This is a genomic window from Paenarthrobacter sp. C1, from assembly GCF_049315185.1.
GTDB classification, from domain to species: Bacteria; Actinomycetota; Actinomycetes; order Actinomycetales; family Micrococcaceae; genus Arthrobacter; species Arthrobacter nicotinovorans.
In genome coordinates, this window is record NZ_CP186052.1 from 1,881,466 (window position 1) to 1,897,458 (window position 15,993).

Genomic DNA, 15,993 nt, shown 5'->3' on the forward strand with positions numbered 1-15,993 from the left:
TCATGAAACCGGTGTTTCCTTCCGGACAGGCCACCCGCTCGGCGCTCTACGTCCTGGGGCTGATGTCCGCGCTCAAAGCGCTGTCCCTTGTCCTGATGGCGCAGGCTGTGGCCACAATGCTCGCCGGTCTCGCAGCGGGTTCCGGTGACTGGAACAGTGACCTGCTGTGGGGTGCGGCCGGGGCCGTGCTGCGGTCACTGACCGTGTGGGGACAAGGAATTGCGGCACGTCACGCCGCTCTGGGTGTCAAAGAGGAACTACGCGTGCGGCTGCTCAGACGGTCCCTGGACGACGGCGGTTCGGCCCCTGTTGAAGGAATGAACGACGGCGGCCTGGCGATACTGGCGACGCGCGGGCTGGATGCGCTGGACGACTACTACACCCAGTACCTTCCCGCTTTGGTCAATTGCGCCACGGTTCCCTTATTGATCGGAGCGCGGATCCTCTTCGCCGATTGGGTAAGCGCCGTGGTCATCGTCCTGACTGTGCCGTTGGTGCCCCTGTTCATGGTGTTGATCGGACGACACACCGAAGACCGCGTCCGGGATGCGCAAACCACCCTGCGGAAACTCTCCGGCCACATCCTGGAACTGGCCAAGGGGCTGCCCGTATTGGTGGGGCTTGGCCGCGCCAGCGAGCAACGCGCCGCATTGGAAGACATCTCCGAGCAGTACCGCAGCAGGACCATGGGTACGCTCCGCACTGCTTTTCTCTCCGCGCTTGCCCTTGAACTCATCGCCACCATCTCGGTAGCCGTGGTTGCAGTATTCATCGGTGTCCGGCTCGTAGCAGGGGACATGGCCCTGGAAGCGGGCCTCCTGGCCTTGATCCTCGCCCCTGACTGCTACTTGCCACTGCGGGAGCTCGGCACCGCGCATCACGCCAGCGACGACGGCCGGGCAGCCCTCGAAACAACCAACGCCGTACTGGAAGCTCCCCGGCACCGACGCGTCACGGACGCGACGCGCCGTACGGAGCCCGCCGACGTCGTCGTCAGCGACTTGTCGGTGACGTACCGCGGCAGGACCGCTGCCGCCGTCGGACCCCTCGACTTCACTGCCCCGCAGGGGAGCATCACAGCCCTCGACGGCGACAGCGGCGCCGGAAAGAGCACCGTCCTGGGAGTGCTGGCGGGACTCATCGGCAACGGGCCGGGAGCCCGCGTCACAGGTACTGTGGCGGGGGTGGCTCCTGCAGCCGTGGCCTGGGTTCCGCAGCATCCCGTCATGGCAGCCGACAACGTGCAGAAGGAGATCGAGCTCTACCTTGACGGGTTCGAAGGCGACACCGCCGAAGCCGTGGCCAAGATCCTCAGCAGGGCATCCGCCGGACACCTGGCAGCGAAGCACCCGGCTGAACTGAGCCCGGGCGAACTGCGCCGTGTGGCCTTGGCCCGCGGTCTGGCCCGCGTCGAGGCAGGCGCAACGCTGCTGCTCCTCGATGAGCCCACCGCTCACCTGGACGACGACTCGGCCGCCGCCGTCCGTCGCGCCATCGAATCGCTTCGCGGCACGGCCACCGTGATCCTGGTGGCCCATGACTCCGCCACCCGTGCGCTCGCTGACCACCTTGTAGCCATCGGACACAAGGCAACACCTGCCGGGACAGTCGCCGCGGCCGCCGCGCAGCCGGTCGCCTTGACCGTAACGGACACCGCACGGGACACCGCAAGGGAACCGGCTGAGGCCCTCGGCAGCGCCGGGCCGTTCAACGTCACGGACCGGTCGCGTGCCGGCAGCGTTCGCCTCCTCGCGGCCATCCTCAAACCTGTCCGCTGGAAGTTCGCAGCCGCCGGCGTCGTGGCGGTGCTGGCCGCACTGTTCGCTGTCGCCCTGTCCGGCCTGTCCGGCTGGCTCATCATCAGGGCCAGTCAGCAACCACCCATCCTCTACCTGCTGGGCGCCATCGTTGGCGTCAGGTTCTTCGGCATCGGACGGGCCGTGCTGCGGTATTGCGAACGTCTCCTGACCCACGACGCCGTGTTCGCGGCCATGACACGGCTTCGCGGATCGCTCTGGTCAACCCTGAGCCAGCGGGCGTTGTCGCTGCGGCGCCTGCTGCAGGGCGGAAACGTTTTGGGATCGATCGTGGACGATGTCGATACACTCCGCGACCTCCTGCCCAGGGTGGCCCTGCCGCCCCTTACTGCGGTAGGAGTTGGCGGCGCGGCCATCGCAGCGACCGCCATCGTCGTGCCTGCCGCGTTGCCCGCCGTGGTGATCGCCGCCGTGGTGGGACTGGTGGTTGCTCCTGTCCTGGCTGTCCTGGCTGACCGGAACGCCGCACAGGCCGAACGACAGCTGCGTTCGGTGGTGCTCCGGGGAGTTGCTGCGGCACTGGATGCGAGGGCTGAACTGAGTGTCAACAACGTCAGCGAACCGGTGATCGGATCACTGGAGGGCAAAGACCGGGCCGCCACCGTGTCGGCCAAGCGCGCCGCATGGGCCGAGGGTCTGGGCCAGGCAGTGATCGTCCTCGCGTGTTCTTTGTCGGCACTCTGGGCAGGCGCTCTCAGCGCTCCCTCCGTGCTCGAGGGTACGGTGGCTCCGGAGCTCGCCGCTGTCATTGTCCTGATGCTGCTGGCCCTGGTGGAACCCTTCGCGGGCATCGTCTCCGCGACGCGTCAGGCACCGGCGCTCGCGGCCGTCCTGGGAAAGGTGGCCTCCTCCGGCGCTTTGGACTCAACGGACGGTCCCCGGGGCCGGGAAAACCACGACGACGGTCCGCTGCCTTTGCCTGACCGGCCCGGCAAGGAGGGACTCGAGTTGCGCGGTGCGGCTGCAGCGTGGCCAGGAGGGCCCACCGTCATCTCCGGACTCAACGCCGTGGCCGCACCGGGCCGCTGGTTGGCCGTCACGGGACCGTCCGGGGCCGGCAAATCCACACTGCTCTCGGTCCTGCTGGGCTTCCTTCCCCTCACGGAAGGAACGGCAAAGCTGACCGGTACTGCCGCGTGGTGCCCGCAGGAAGCACACCTCTTCGACTCCACGGTGCGGGGCAACCTCCTTCTTGGCCGGCCAGCGGCCGAAAAGCCCGGCGAAGCGGACATGTACAAGGCGCTGGCCGCCGTCGGCCTTGACGCCGTAGTGGCGGCCCTGCCGGGTGGACTGGATGCGCGCATCGGGCCGGGTGGTTCCTTCCTCAGCGGCGGCGAGCGGCAGCGTCTCGCCATGGCCAGGACACTGCTGACGGGCGCCTCCGTCCTGTTGCTGGACGAACCAACAGCACATTTGGACGCAGGCTCTGCGCGGGAAATGATGGCTGTGCTTCGCAAGGGTCTGAAGGACGTCACCGTGGTCCTGGTGACCCACAACCCTGATGACATAGACCCCTCGGATGCGCGGCTTGAGCTGTCCGCCGCAGGAACACCGGTGCGCAGGCCGGGCGCGGCGGAACTGGTGGGAGGGCCTACTGCTCAGTAACCTGAGGGCATGCCTTTCAAAGATGCAAGCCATGCCATGCCCGACCCGGAGGTCACCGGCCTGCAGTGGCGCCCTGCCAGCATGGCGGACCTGGACGGTTGGGCCGGACTGATCGCCAGGACGGCCGCCGTCGAACAACCGGTCTGGTATGAAAAACGCGGCGACCTCGTCCACATCCTGCAGTCCAGCAAGAACCCACCCCAAGCGAACACCCTGCTGGGCATGGACGCCAAGGGCGTGCCGCATGCCTACGGCCGCATCACCAAGAACCCCGGCGGCGACAAAGCAACCGGGATGGCGTGTGTTGACCCCGAATGGCAGCAACGTGGCATTGGCTCGGCGGTCCTTCTCTGGCAGGAAGAGCAAACGCGCAGCCGCTTCGAGGCGGACGCGGCCGCCGGCCATCCTGTAACCCCGCCCCGGCTCCGGGTCCAAACCGAAGAGAAGCACGAGCACCAGGCGAAACTCCTGATGGGGCACGGTTATGGTGCCGTGCGCTGGTTCAACGAAATGCACAGACCGTTGGCTGGCCGGATCCCGGATGCGCCGTTGCCCGCCGGGCTGGAACTCCGGACCCTGGATTCCTCCCTCTTCGAGGAAGTGCGCCTGGCCCACAACGATGCCTTCCGGGACCACTGGGGGAGTGAACCACGCGACGAGGAATCGTGGCGCTTCACCATCGAGGAACCCACAGGGCGGCACGACCTCAGCGCCGTAGTGATCGATAGTTCCACGGGTGCCGTGGCCGGGTATCAACTGACCAGCCATGATCCCCAGTCCGCCGTGGAGCGCGGCTTCAAGGAAGGCTACACCGAGCTCCTTGGCGTCCGACGCTCCTACCGGGGCCGTGGCATCGCCCAGGCTTTGCTCGCGGACGCCATGCGCCGCTACGCCCTGGCAGGGATGGACATAGCGTCCCTGGACGTTGACTCTGCGAATCCCACGGGAGCGCTGCAACTGTACCTGGGCATGGGCTATGCCCCGGTGAACCGCAGCATGACGTGGGAAAAGATGCTCTGACTGCTACCCATCCACGTCGTGAAGGTGATGGACAACGTCGTGCAGGAAGTACTGGGAGAACGTCAGCACAGTAAAAGCTGAACCGTTGCTCCGGGTCCCGGTGCGCTGCCAGTCGTCCTCCACGACGCGCGCAAAGGACTCGGCGATCACGGTGCCTTCCGCCTCGAGTTCATCAGCCACGGCACGGGGATCAGCGGAATCGTATTCACCGTCGATCGCGGCCTGGTCCTGGTCCCAGTTGGCGAAACGGGCGTCGTCCTCTGCGAGCATCAGGTTCAGGCGCTGGTCGAAAAGGCTGAAGACGTCGCGGACGTGGCACGCGTATTCCAGGGGCGACCACGTATGGTCGTTCGGGCGCACGGCTGCGTCTTCCCGCCGCAGGACGGCCCGCCACCGCGGAAGCATGTTCAGGACGGTGCCTGGCACCGTTGCAGGAGTCACCGTTGAGGGGTCGAAACCACATTCGGGGCAGGGCTCGGAGAGGACCCAGGTCCAGTCCTTTTCATCAGGGATGATCGGCATGCGGCCAGTCTAAGCTCATCCCGGCCACAGCCCGTTACAGGTCAGGAAATATGCTGCCCTATTGCGATTTCTTCCCATACCGGCCAGGAGTAAAGTTCGTTCCGGGGGGAGAGCCGGAAAGAGAAAACAATGCTCAAGGATCAGCAGGTTGGTGCCGTTCTCCCGGCACAGGACATAGCCCGGGCCCGCGCTTACTACAGCGAGAAGCTCGGACTGGAACCCGAAAATCCGGACGCCGACGACAACCTCCAATACAGGTGCGGCGACGGGACCGGATTCTTCGTGTATCAGACGCCGAATGCGGGGACGGCGAAGAACACCCAAATGGGCTGGACCGTCAGTGACGTCAGGGCAACGGTGGAGGAGTTGCGCGGCAAAGGAGTCACGTTCGAGGACTACGACTTCCCCGGACTGAAGACCGAAGACGGCGTGGCGACCATGCCCGACGGCAGTGCCGCAGCGTGGTTCCTCGACAGCGAAGGAAACATACTGAGCATCAACCAGAACGGCTAGCCCGGCTGGCGGCCCCGCGGCCGCTGCGAGGCAGAGGCTGGAGGTCGTCTGGAACCTCCGGCCTCTGCCATGCCCGGCGCGGGCACTATTCTGAGGCGTCAGCCCACGTCATGCTCGGACCAATGGCTTCAACCGGCTGTGACAACGGGACGCCGGAGCCATCGCGCCTTCCGTGCTCATGGGGGAGGGCGCGTGCCACCCCTGCCGCGGACGACGCCTTGGCCGGTCCATGCCCGGCCCACGCCAGAAGCAGAGTGTCTTCGCCCTTAAGGAAACGGTGGACGCGGACGCCACCGGTAGCGCGGCCCTTGGCCGGATACTCCTCGAAAGCTGTCACCTTCGCGGTACCAGGGGCCGTGCCCGGCAGCGCACCCGTGGTGCCGGCGATGGTCACCACGACGGCGGCGGAATCGTTGGTGCGCACGGCACCGAAGTGGATCACCTCGTCACCAGCGGCAAGCTTGATACCGGCCATGCCGCCGGCCGTGCGTCCCTGCGGGCGGACGTTGGAGGCACTGAACCGCAGCAACTGGGCTTGCCTGGTCACGAAGACGAGATCGACGTCGTCCTCCTGGGCGGGCTCCACGGCGAGAACCGAGTCCTTGTCCTTCAGGGCGATGATCTCCCAATCCTCGCGGTTCAGCGGGTAGTCCGGCTGAACGCGCTTCACCACTCCCTGCCGCGTACCGACGGCCAGAACCGCGTCCAAGGGGACAAACGCGATGACCGTTTCTCCCTTGAGAAGCGTGATGAAGTCCTTGGCAGGAACGCCTCCGGCCAGGTTGGGAAGGCCTGAGACAGGCGGCAGCACCGGCATGTCCATGACCTGCAGGCGCAGCATCCGCCCCTGCGATGTCACGGCACCGATTTCTCCACGGGCAGTGGTCTTAACCACGGAGCGGAACACATCGTGCTTGACGCGCGGACCGGCTTCAACCAACGGCTCCTGGTTGGAGGTCCTGGCAATCTGCCCGGAGGTGCTGAGCAAGGCCCAGCAGGGGTCGTCCGGAATCTCCAGGGGAAGGGCGGCTGCCTTCCCCTTGGGACCTGGCGCGGCGGCCAGGGCGGCGGCAACCGTGGGGGATACGGCCTCGGATTCCAGGAGCACAGTCCGCCGTGGGGTGCCGTACTTTTCGGCGACGACGCCCAGCTCTCCCGACACGAGGTCGCGAAGCAATTCGTCGGAGGCCAGGATGGCTTCGAGCGCCTCGATTTCCCGGCGCAGTTCGTCCTGTTCCTTCTCCAGTTCAAGCCGTGAATACTTGGTCAGCTGCCGCAACCGTAGCTCCAGGATGTAGTTCGCCTGGATCTCGGTGAGGTCGTAGATGGACATGAGCCGTTCGCGGGCGGCCGCTGCCTCATCCGAGGAGCGGATGATCTGGATGACCTCGTCGATGTCGACAATCGCGATCAACAGACCTTCCACCAGGTGGAGGCGGTCCTTCTTCTTGCCGAGGCGGAAAGCTGTCCGCCGGCGGACCACGTTGAGGCGGTGTGCCACATAGACCTGGAGCAGTTCCAGCAGGCCGAGCGTCTGCGGTTGCCCATCCACCAGCGTGACATTGTTGATCCCGAAGGAATCTTCCATGGGTGAGTAGCGGTACAACTGCTGCAGCACGGCATTGGGATTGAAGCCGTTTTTAAGCTCGATCACCAGACGCAGACCGTGGTTGCGGTCCGTGAGGTCCACTACGTCGCTGATGCCTGTCAGCTTCTTGGCATTGACGGCATCCTTGATCTTCTCGATGACCTTTTCGGGGCCCACCATGTAGGGGAGTTCCGTGACCACCAGGCCGGTGCGGCGGGCGGACAACTGCTCCACCTCCACCTTGGCGCGTGTCTTGAAGGATCCACGGCCGGTGGCATAGGCATCCCGGATCCCGTCCAGTCCCACGATGCGGCCGCCCGTGGGCAGGTCCGGACCGGGGATGAAGCGCATGATCTCATCCAGGGTGGCGTCGGGGTTGGCGATCAGGTGCCGGGCGGCCGCAATGACTTCCACCAGGTTGTGTGGAGCCATGTTCGTCGCCATGCCAACGGCAATGCCGGTAGTGCCGTTGACCAGCAGGTTGGGGAAAGCTGCAGGAAGGACTTCGGGCTGCGTGAGCTGGTTGTCGTAGTTCGGGACGAAGTCCACCACGTCTTCATCGAGGTGGTCGGTCATGGTCAGCGCAGCAGCCGCCAGGCGTGCCTCGGTGTAACGCGGAGCCGCCGGGCCGTCGTCGAGCGAGCCGAAGTTGCCGTGGCCATCGATCAGCGGCAGGCGGAGCGAAAAGTCCTGCGCCATGCGGACCATGGCGTCGTAGATGGCCGCGTCGCCGTGGGGGTGGAGCTTTCCCATGACCTCGCCCACAACACGGGCGCTCTTGACGTGACCCCGGTCAGGGCGCAGGCCCATGTCGGACATCATGTAGAGAATTCGCCGTTGGACAGGCTTCAGGCCGTCGCGCGCGTCCGGAAGGGCGCGCGAATAGATCACTGAGTAGGCATACTCCAGGAAGGAGCCTTCCATCTCGGACGTGACGTCAATATCGACGATGTTCTCGGTGAAATCGCCGAGCGGTTCGGCTTTGCGTGCGGAAGATTGGCTGCGGGCCATGGGGTCGGTGGATCCTTGAGAGTTGTACTGCGGATGTTTTAGCTAGGCTAAGCCTATGGTGGATCAGCCCGGCGTCGGCATTTATCCGGAATATTGGGAGGCCGATGTCGTGCTGCGCGACGGCGGAACGGCCCACCTCCGCCCGATCAGGCCCGAGGACGCCGAGGCTTTGCAGGCATTCCACGCAGGTCAGTCGCAGGCGTCCATCTACATGCGGTTCTTTTCCTTCAAGCCCAAACTGTCCGGCAAGGAAGTGCGGCGCTTCACCGAAGTCGACCACATCAACCGCGTCGCGTTCGTGATCACCATCGGTGGCGAAATCATGGGAATAGGCCGCTACGACCGGCTCGATGATCCCAGCGAAGCCGAGGTGGCCTTCAACATTTCCGACGCCCACCAGGGGCGCGGCATCGGTTCGATCCTCCTGGAGCACCTCGCCGTGGCTGCCCGGGAGAACGGCATCCGGCGGTTCACCGCCGAGGTCCTGCCGGACAACCGCAAGATGCTGATGGTCTTCGCCGACGCCGGGTATGACCTCAAGCGCCACTTTGACGACGGCGTGGTGAGCGTCGAGTTCAACATCGACCCCACGGAAAAATCGCGGGCAGTCATGGAGTCCCGTGAGCACCGCGCTGAGGCGCGCAGCGTACGCGACCTGTTGTCGCCGTCGTCGGTGGCTGTCATCGGTGCCAGCCGCAAATGGGGGACCGTCGGCTATCAACTGCTCGAGCACATCATTGAAGGCGGCTTCAAGGGACCTGTCTATGCAGTCAATCCGGAGGCGTTCGAGCTCGCCGGCATGATCTCGTTTTCGAAACTGTCCGAAATTCCGGGGCCCGTCCAGCTGGCCATCATCGCCGTTCCCTATGACGAAGTGCCCAAGGTGGTGGACGAATGTGCCGCCACAGGAGTCAAGGGGATCGTTGTGGCCACGGCAGGATTTGCCGACGACGGCGAGCGGGGCCTGGCACGCCAGCATGAGCTGGTACGGCGGGCACGGGCCAACGGCATGCGCGTGATCGGTCCGGAGTCCCTCGGGATCCTGAACACCCACCCGGCCGTTTCCCTGAACGCGTCCATGGCCCCCGCCATGCCACCCCGGGGAAGCCTTGGCCTGTTCAGCCAGTCGGCCGCCGTGGGTGTGGCGGTGTACGCGGCCGCCAGCCGCCGTCGATTGGGGTTGTCCTCGTTCCTGTCCGCAGGCAACCGCGCTGACGTTTCGGGTAACGACGTCATGCAGTACTGGGAGGACGACGCCGACACGTCCGCCGTGGGCCTCTACCTTGAGTCCATTGGCAACCCGCGCAAGTTTTCGCGGCTGGCGCGCCGCCTGTCGCGCAACAAGCCGGTGATCGTCGCCAAATCCGACGTCACTGGCCTCAGCCTGCCGCCCGGGCATGAGGTCCGGACCACGCAGGCGCCCGCTGCGGCACTGGATGCCATGATGCGGCAGGCGGGCGTGATCCGCGTGGACACCATCGAGCAACTCATGGACATCGCCCAGATCGCCTCCTCCCAAGCGCTGCCGCAGGGCCCGGGGTTGGCCGTGTATTCGAACTCGGTTGCGCTGGCGAAGGTGGTGGCGGACAGTGCCGTGCCACTGGGCCTGGACGTCAACCGCCTGGTGACCGACGTGGACCTCGATGCCGGGATGTCCCTCGCGCTGCCGGCGCTCAGGGCCAGCCTGCTGGAGAGCCTCGCGGACACCTCCGTCCATGCTGTGGTGGCTGCTCTCCTCCCGGCCCGCGGCCTGACAGTGGAGGCCCTGGCCAGCGTCCTGGCCGAGTGCGCTGCGGAGGCGGGAAAGCCCATCATCGCGGCTTTCACGGGAATCCTGGACCCCTCCGTCCACGTCGAAGGAATGGTGGGAGCTGACGGTAGGCCACTGTTGCCTTGTTACTCCAATGCCGGGGCAGCTGTAGCTGCGTTGGCGTCGATTGTCCGGTACGCTCAGTGGCGGGACCGCGACCAGGGACTCTTCGTGGAACCTGAAGGCTGCGATGTCGACGGCACCAGGGACACACTCGCGGCGATGCTCGCCGGTGTCACGGGTGAAAAGATCAGGAAGCTCGACGCCGGTGCAGCTGCGGCCCTGCTGGCCGGCTACGGTATCGAGGTGCTGCCCAGCTTCGGTTTCGGCACGGATGAGGAAGCCGTCAGTGCCGCGGACAAGGCGGGCTGGCCCGTGGTGCTGAAAACTACCGAGCCGGCGCTTCGACACCGGCTTGACCTGGGCGGCGTGCGGCTGGACATCCAGGATGCCGGATCCTTGCGCCAGAACATCGCACAGATGCGCCGGGCCCTGGAGCCCTACGGCTCTCCGTCGCTGGAAGTGCAAGCCATGGCCCCCGTGGGGCAGGCGTGTACCTTCCGTGCCATGGAGGACCCGCTCCTGGGGCCCGTCGTGTCGTTCGGACTGGCCGGTGACGCGGTGAACCTCCTGGATGACTGGGCCCACAGGGTGCCGCCACTTTCGGCCGCGGATCTTCACGATGTCATTCGTTCGCCTCGTGCCTCCAGGAAGCTCTTCGGTTACCAGGGGCTCCCGGCCGTCGATGTCGCTGCCCTTGAAGACATCGCAGCCCGGCTCGCCAAACTCAAGGACGACCACCCTGGGATTGCATTGGTTGAGTTCAACCCCGTACTTGCAGGCCCGGCAGGCGGCACGATCCTCGGAGCCGAGGTGTGGATCGGCAACGCGGCCCAGCGTACCGACAGTGCCCGCCGTGCGATGCGAAGTTAGCCACAGGGGCACGGTGCGCGGTTAGGAAGTCACCATGCGATCTGTGAAAATGGGGGAATGAGCACCCAGTCTCCGACGCCTCAGTCCCGCCCGTCCTCCACCGGGAACCACGCAGGACACCACCACAGTTCCCAAGGACAAAGCCTGGAGCAGGCCCTGCAGCAGGCCGGGTTCTACCCGCGTTTGGTGGCCGACGTCGTTGACGATGCCCTCGATGGCCGCGAGTGCTTGTCGCACCTGGTCCACCTCGAGACGCACTTCGATCGCGCGGAGGTCCGCCGGCACATCACCGTGCTCGTCCTCACGGAGGACATGCTGGTGATTACCCATGTGGATGACCAGCAACTGGACGAGGCCGGTGAGCAGATCGTTGCCCAGATCTCCACGGAGTCGGTACCTGTTGCCCAGATCCGTTCGGTGGTCCTTAGCTACATGTACTCCCAGCCGCAAAACTACAAACCATCCGATCCCGTGCGCGAGTTGACGGTATCCATCGCCTGGTCCGGCGGACAACGGCTGGACATGGGCCCTGCAAGCTGCGGAGACCCCCAGTGCGAAGCTGACCACGGCTACAGCGGAACCATCGCCCAGGAAGACATCGTTCTGCGTATCAGTGCAGAAGCCGATGGACTGCAGGCCGTCCAGGACGCCAAACTCTTCGCCAGGGCGCTGCGCGCAGTCAACACGGGAAATCCCGCCCCGGTCCAGCACTCCGGCATTCCGGCCCCCAGGCCGCGTTCGGGCGTCTTCAGCAGCCGCCTGAGCCGTGGGCACCAGCGTTGAGGGACACCGCGCAGACCCCCGCGCCGGTGGATTCCGCGGCAGCTGACCTTCCAGCTCCACCCCTTTACAGGACAAAATCGATCGCTGAAGTCTTGACGAGTTCCGCGGCGGCGCTCGGGGTCCCCGGTTTCAGCAACCAGCTCCAGCTGCCGTCAACCCACCGGGTCTGTGTCGTGCTGGCCGACGGCTTGGGAAGGAGCCTGCTCAAGCAAAAGGCTTCCCACACGCCGTTCCTGCGTTCGGTCATTGCGGCGGGCCAGAGAAGCGTCCCGCAGTGGATTGACTCCGCCTTTCCGAGCACCACGGCCGCTTCCCTTGCCAGCCTTGGCACGGGGCTGGCCGCCGGGCAGCACGGGATGGTGGGGTACGACGTCCTGGACCCTGGACAGGACAAGGTGGTCAACCTCCTTGGGAACTGGGACCCCCAGGTGGATCCCGCTCTCTGGCAGCCCAATGCCACGGTCTTTGAACGCGTGGCCGCCGAGCTGGACGTTGTCACGGTCAGCCTGCCCCAGTTTGGGAATTCACCCATGACCCAGGCTGCGCTCCGGGGAAGCCGGTTCATTGGAGGGACCAGCTTGCACGCAAGAACTGCTGCTGCGGCTGAAGCCATGTCCGGTGGTGGCCGGTCCTTGATGTACTTCTACGTCAATGAACTCGACAAAGCCGGTCACCGTTACGGCTGCCAGTCCGATCGCTGGGAGCACCAGCTCGAAGAGCTTGATTCCACGGTGAAGCGGCTTTCCGCCACGCTGCCGGCAGGGACCACCATCCTGTTGACCGGTGACCACGGCATGCTCGACGTCCCTGCATCCCAGCGGATCGACTACGCGGCCGATGCCTCGTTGGTGGCCGGTGTCCGGCACACAGCCGGGGAACCACGCATGGTGCACCTCTATCTGGAACCTGACGCCACAGAGGCACACCGCGATTCGCTGGTTGATGCCTGGCGCCGGCGCTTTGGCGAACGGATCTGGGTCTTCACCCGCGACCAGGCAGTGGCAGCCGGCTTGTTCGGCGACGTCCTTCCCGAGGTAGCTCCGCGCATTGGTGACATCATGATTGCCGCCAGGGACACCTTGGCCCTGTACGACACCCGCCGTGCCCGACCAGCCTCGCTTGACGTGGTGGGCCAGCACGGTTCACTGACCCGCGCCGAACGCGAAGTGCCGCTTCTCTGCTTCCCTGCGGCGGGCAGGCAGGGCAAACGTGGCTGAGCTGGTCTTCTTCTCCGGCACCATGGACTGCGGAAAATCGACGTTGGCCCTCCAAATGGACCACAACCACCGTGCCCGGGGCCGCGGTGGGGTCCGGTTCAGCTGCAACGACAGGGCAGGTGATTCCACGATTTCCAGCAGGCTGGGGCTCCAGACCGATGCCGTGGAGGTGGGGGGCGACACGGACTTCTGGGACGAAGTCGTAATCCGCCGCACCAGCGGACTTCGCGTGGATTACCTCATCTGCGACGAAGCACAGTTCTACTCACCGGTCCAGGTGGAGCAGCTGGCGCGGGTAGTGGACGAGATGGACGTCGACGTTTTCGCTTTTGGAATCACGTCCGATTTCCGCACCAGGCTATTCCCGGGATCCCAGCGGCTCATCGAGTTGGCCGACAAGGTTCAGGTCCTGCAGGTCGAGGCACTCTGTTGGTGTGGCCGCCGGGCAACCCAGAATGCGCGCACACTCAACGGCATCATGGTGGTGGAAGGCGAACAGGTCATGGTGGGTGATGTCGCTCCCACCGCCTCAGACGCCGATGCCCAAGACCGGGCCGATGCCGGCGTCGTCGGTTACGAGACTCTGTGCCGACGCCATTACATGCGAAGGGTCACGGCCCACGGGGCCAACCTCATGGCGGGCGGCGATCAGCCGTTGCCGTTCGACATCGATGCGTGCCTCTGGCCGGGAGCCGGACAACAGGCCCAGCGCTAGTCTCCGCGCGCTCCGAACACGATCTCATCCCAGCTGGGGATGCTGGACCTCTTGGGGCGTGCTGGTTGGCGTTCGGCTGGGGCGTCGGCGGGTTGCGGTGCCCCGGGCTCGGTGGATTCATCCGCCGCTGTTTCGTCCGTGGACGTCTCCTGCTGGCGCCCGGCAGCAGGGGCTGGAGTTTCGCTGCCCGGGCCGCCACCCAGGAGCTCGTCGAGACCGGCCGGCTTACGGCCGGTCAGTGAAGTAACAGGACGAACCGGGCCGGCCACCACCGTGATTTCGCGGGTGTCAGTGCTGACGCCGTTGTGAAGCTTCAGGGAATCGTCATCGTCATCAGCCTCGACGTGCCGGGGGGCAAGGCTCAGCCGGGAAAGCATTGAGGGCCGTCCGTCCTTGCGTGCGGGTTCCTCGGCAACGGGGACACTGGAAGCGCCCTGGGAAAGACCCTCGTCCTCGGGGGCATCAGTAGCGTCGTCGCCAGGTCGGGGATGGGCCGCAGGCACGTTGCTCAACAAGACGGCCAACGCGTCGTCGCCGTCTTCGTCGACGCCCAAGCGCTGTCCCCGGCGTGAACGGAGCATTTCCAGGAGGCTGTCCGATTCCTTCCCCGAGGCACGGGCGGCAGTTTCGGCATCGGTCTCAAAATCGAAAGGGCGGTCCGAGACGGCGGCGAGCCGTCGGGCAGGCACCGGGCCATCCAGTGGTTCAAGTTCGCTGAGCTGCTGGGCCCAACGGTTTGCGTTTTGCAGTGACTTGCGTTGCGGACTGAACGTCCACATGGCGGGAGGTTCCTCACCAATGCTGGCGTGCGAGCCTGGAGCGGTCTCGAACCTGGCGACCACTGTCCAGGAACCATCAGGGCGGCGCCAGGAATCCCACTCGAGCGTCGATGAGTCGATGCCGTGGGCAGACAGCCTGTGGTCCACCATTTCACCAAGGGTGGCGGGGGCATCCCCGAAAGCCGAACGGTAGGCGTCGTGGCCCGGAGCGGGGGACGCCACTTCGATGGCACGCGCTTGCCGGGCAACGTACTCGCGCTCGGCGAGGACGGGTCCCTCGTAACGCTGGACATTGGCAAGAGGGAGCCCTGACAACTCGGACACTTCGGCTGCTGTTGCGCCGCTGCGGATCCTGGCCTGGATGTCCCTGGGGGACATGGCGATCGGCGTGTTGGAGGCGCGGGCGGCCACCTGTGCCGGGGTACGGCTCGCTGCCGCCCTCAGAGCTTCGTCGATCGGCAGCTGGAACATCGCACCGCCCGGGCCGCTTAAGAGCAGGTGCCCGCCGTCGTCGTGGACGCCTACCAGCCGTAGATCCTGCATAACACCCTCCACCACATGGCATAACTGACATTCGAAACTCTGCCATCAGCGGGGGCCTTTTCCTACTAGGAGCGAGGGCGTGCCGTGATATTCCGCAGAAACCGGCCGGATTCGACCCCATGCTGTGCTGCGGCGGGGGGCTATGGACTTTTGCCGGACGCCGGAGGACAATCTGGCCGATATCGGGCACAAATCCCGTGCGTCCGGTGTTGCACCCATACACCGGTGGCGGACAAGGAGCCGTCCCGGATCCCACCCAGAGCAGGTACGGAGGACGAAGAAAGACCATGGCCACGGATTACGATGCTCCTCGAAAGACCGAGGAAGACGTCAGCGAGGATTCCCTGGAGGAACTCAAGACGCGCCAATCGGGGAAACAGTCCTCAGCAGTGGACGTCGATGAGACCGATCTTGCCGATGGGTTCGAACTCCCGGGAGCCGACCTCTCCGGAGAAGAGCTCCTGATTCAGGTCATGCCACCGCAACCTGACGAGTTCACCTGTTTCAACTGTTTCCTGGTCAAGCACAGGTCCCAGATCGCTGCAGAACGGGGCGGTCACCTGTACTGCACGGAATGTGAAAGCTAGGCGGCCCGTGCCCGCGGGCAGGAACTAGGCGCGGGGTGTGCTGAGGGCAGCGACGAGCTCGTCGGGCCGGCGGGAGGAAGCGAGCCAGTAAGGGGTGCGGTCGGCCGGGTCCGTGATTTCGATCTTGACCACGGGGTCGATCCAACCCCTGAAGCACATGTAGGCCAGCCCGTTCAGGCGCGGTCCGCGTTCGGCGGTTGCTTCGGCTTTCTTGAACGCCTGGACCGAACCCACGAACGCGCGGTCGATGCTGGCACGCCCCACGCGCACAGTGTCTGCGGTGACGGTGATGGTGGGAGTGGAAAGTACCAGCATGGTGGTCATGATGGCCAGCAAGGCGAGGGCTGCGATAATTCCGGCCATAGGGCTGATCGGTCCGAACATCAGCAGGCCTGCGCTTGACAGGCCCAGGACCACAATCCAGATCCACAACGACGGCCACAGCTTCTCCGTGTACAGGACCCCGGAAGTTGCTGGGGTATTCCGGGCAGGCACGGGGGAAGACTTGTCAGGCGTAGGCATGTACCCAGCTTATCCGGCGGCTGACACC

The 15,993-nt window shown here is 65.4% G+C and carries 12 protein-coding genes; 8 read left to right on the top strand and 4 right to left on the bottom strand.

Annotated elements, in window-relative coordinates:
• Positions 1–2 precede the first annotated feature (2 nt).
• Positions 3–3,422: a thiol reductant ABC exporter subunit CydD gene (cydD, locus tag ACNAOU_RS08870; protein WP_422758439.1), complete on the top strand. Its 3,420-nt coding sequence runs from the start codon at positions 3–5 to the stop codon at positions 3,420–3,422.
• Between the two features lie 9 nt (positions 3,423–3,431).
• Complete coding sequence (locus tag ACNAOU_RS08875) at positions 3,432–4,442, top strand: GNAT family N-acetyltransferase (protein ID WP_422758440.1); 1,011 nt, start codon at positions 3,432–3,434, stop codon at positions 4,440–4,442.
• Between the two features lie 3 nt (positions 4,443–4,445).
• Here the strand turns inward: ACNAOU_RS08875 and ACNAOU_RS08880 are convergent, their stop codons facing one another.
• Positions 4,446–4,964 (bottom strand): DinB family protein, encoded by a 519-nt coding sequence (locus tag ACNAOU_RS08880; protein WP_018778696.1) that lies wholly within the window; start codon positions 4,962–4,964, stop codon positions 4,446–4,448.
• A gap of 129 nt (positions 4,965–5,093) precedes the next feature.
• On the opposite strand from ACNAOU_RS08880, the gene ACNAOU_RS08885 reads away from it, so the two are divergent.
• The gene (locus ACNAOU_RS08885; RefSeq protein WP_018778695.1) at positions 5,094–5,477 is read left to right on the top strand and encodes a VOC family protein; all 384 of its coding nucleotides are present in this window, start codon (positions 5,094–5,096) and stop codon (positions 5,475–5,477) included.
• Positions 5,478–5,562: 85 nt separating this feature from the next.
• Here ACNAOU_RS08885 and ACNAOU_RS08890 read toward each other — a convergent pair whose 3' ends face one another.
• On the bottom strand, positions 5,563–8,076 hold the full coding sequence (locus ACNAOU_RS08890; RefSeq protein ID WP_422758441.1) for a DNA gyrase/topoisomerase IV subunit A: 2,514 nt from the start codon (positions 8,074–8,076) through the stop codon (positions 5,563–5,565).
• A gap of 55 nt (positions 8,077–8,131) precedes the next feature.
• Here ACNAOU_RS08890 and ACNAOU_RS08895 point away from each other — a divergent pair, with 55 nt between their 5' ends.
• The 4 genes from ACNAOU_RS08895 to ACNAOU_RS08910 are packed head-to-tail and all read left to right on the top strand — an operon-like array spanning position 8,132 to position 13,534.
• Positions 8,132–10,819: a GNAT family N-acetyltransferase gene (locus ACNAOU_RS08895; RefSeq protein ID WP_422758442.1), complete on the top strand. Its 2,688-nt coding sequence runs from the start codon at positions 8,132–8,134 to the stop codon at positions 10,817–10,819.
• A 57-nt stretch (positions 10,820–10,876) separates the two neighbouring features.
• Positions 10,877–11,602, top strand: coding sequence for a DUF5998 family protein (locus ACNAOU_RS08900; RefSeq protein ID WP_018778692.1), 726 nt, complete (start codon positions 10,877–10,879; stop codon positions 11,600–11,602).
• The gene (locus ACNAOU_RS08905; protein ID WP_422758443.1) at positions 11,599–12,819 is read left to right on the top strand and encodes an alkaline phosphatase family protein; all 1,221 of its coding nucleotides are present in this window, start codon (positions 11,599–11,601) and stop codon (positions 12,817–12,819) included. Before ACNAOU_RS08900 ends, ACNAOU_RS08905 begins: the two co-directional genes overlap by 4 nt.
• A complete protein-coding gene (locus tag ACNAOU_RS08910) occupies positions 12,812–13,534 on the top strand; it encodes a thymidine kinase (RefSeq protein ID WP_018778690.1) in 723 nt (240 codons plus the stop codon). The genes ACNAOU_RS08905 and ACNAOU_RS08910 overlap by 8 nt, the downstream gene beginning before the upstream one ends.
• On the opposite strand, the gene sepH is transcribed toward ACNAOU_RS08910, so the two are convergent.
• Positions 13,531–14,856, bottom strand: coding sequence for a septation protein SepH (gene sepH, locus ACNAOU_RS08915; protein ID WP_422758444.1), 1,326 nt, complete (start codon positions 14,854–14,856; stop codon positions 13,531–13,533). The genes ACNAOU_RS08910 and sepH overlap by 4 nt on opposite strands.
• 287 nt (positions 14,857–15,143) lie before the next feature.
• Here sepH and ACNAOU_RS08920 point away from each other — a divergent pair, with 287 nt between their 5' ends.
• On the top strand, positions 15,144–15,443 hold the full coding sequence (locus tag ACNAOU_RS08920) for a DUF4193 domain-containing protein (protein WP_018778688.1): 300 nt from the start codon (positions 15,144–15,146) through the stop codon (positions 15,441–15,443).
• A 24-nt stretch (positions 15,444–15,467) separates the two neighbouring features.
• Here the strand turns inward: ACNAOU_RS08920 and ACNAOU_RS08925 are convergent, their stop codons facing one another.
• On the bottom strand, positions 15,468–15,965 hold the full coding sequence (locus ACNAOU_RS08925; protein ID WP_422758445.1) for a DUF3093 domain-containing protein: 498 nt from the start codon (positions 15,963–15,965) through the stop codon (positions 15,468–15,470).
• Positions 15,966–15,993: the final 28 nt, after the last annotated feature.

Excerpts from the sequence above, each read along its gene's own strand:
- cydD (WP_422758439.1), top strand. The coding sequence starts at position 3 with ATGAAACCGGTGTTTCCTTCCGGACAGGCCACCCGCTCGGCGCTCTAC.
- ACNAOU_RS08900 (WP_018778692.1), top strand. The coding sequence starts at position 10,877 with ATGAGCACCCAGTCTCCGACGCCTCAGTCCCGCCCGTCCTCCACCGGG.
- ACNAOU_RS08875 (WP_422758440.1), top strand. The coding sequence starts at position 3,432 with ATGCCTTTCAAAGATGCAAGCCATGCCATGCCCGACCCGGAGGTCACC.
- ACNAOU_RS08920 (WP_018778688.1), top strand. The coding sequence starts at position 15,144 with ATGGCCACGGATTACGATGCTCCTCGAAAGACCGAGGAAGACGTCAGC.
- ACNAOU_RS08880 (WP_018778696.1), bottom strand. The coding sequence starts at position 4,964 with ATGCCGATCATCCCTGATGAAAAGGACTGGACCTGGGTCCTCTCCGAG.
- ACNAOU_RS08895 (WP_422758442.1), top strand. The coding sequence starts at position 8,132 with ATGGTGGATCAGCCCGGCGTCGGCATTTATCCGGAATATTGGGAGGCC.
- sepH (WP_422758444.1), bottom strand. The coding sequence starts at position 14,856 with ATGCAGGATCTACGGCTGGTAGGCGTCCACGACGACGGCGGGCACCTG.
- ACNAOU_RS08925 (WP_422758445.1), bottom strand. The coding sequence starts at position 15,965 with ATGCCTACGCCTGACAAGTCTTCCCCCGTGCCTGCCCGGAATACCCCA.
- ACNAOU_RS08885 (WP_018778695.1), top strand. The coding sequence starts at position 5,094 with ATGCTCAAGGATCAGCAGGTTGGTGCCGTTCTCCCGGCACAGGACATA.
- ACNAOU_RS08890 (WP_422758441.1), bottom strand. The coding sequence starts at position 8,076 with ATGGCCCGCAGCCAATCTTCCGCACGCAAAGCCGAACCGCTCGGCGAT.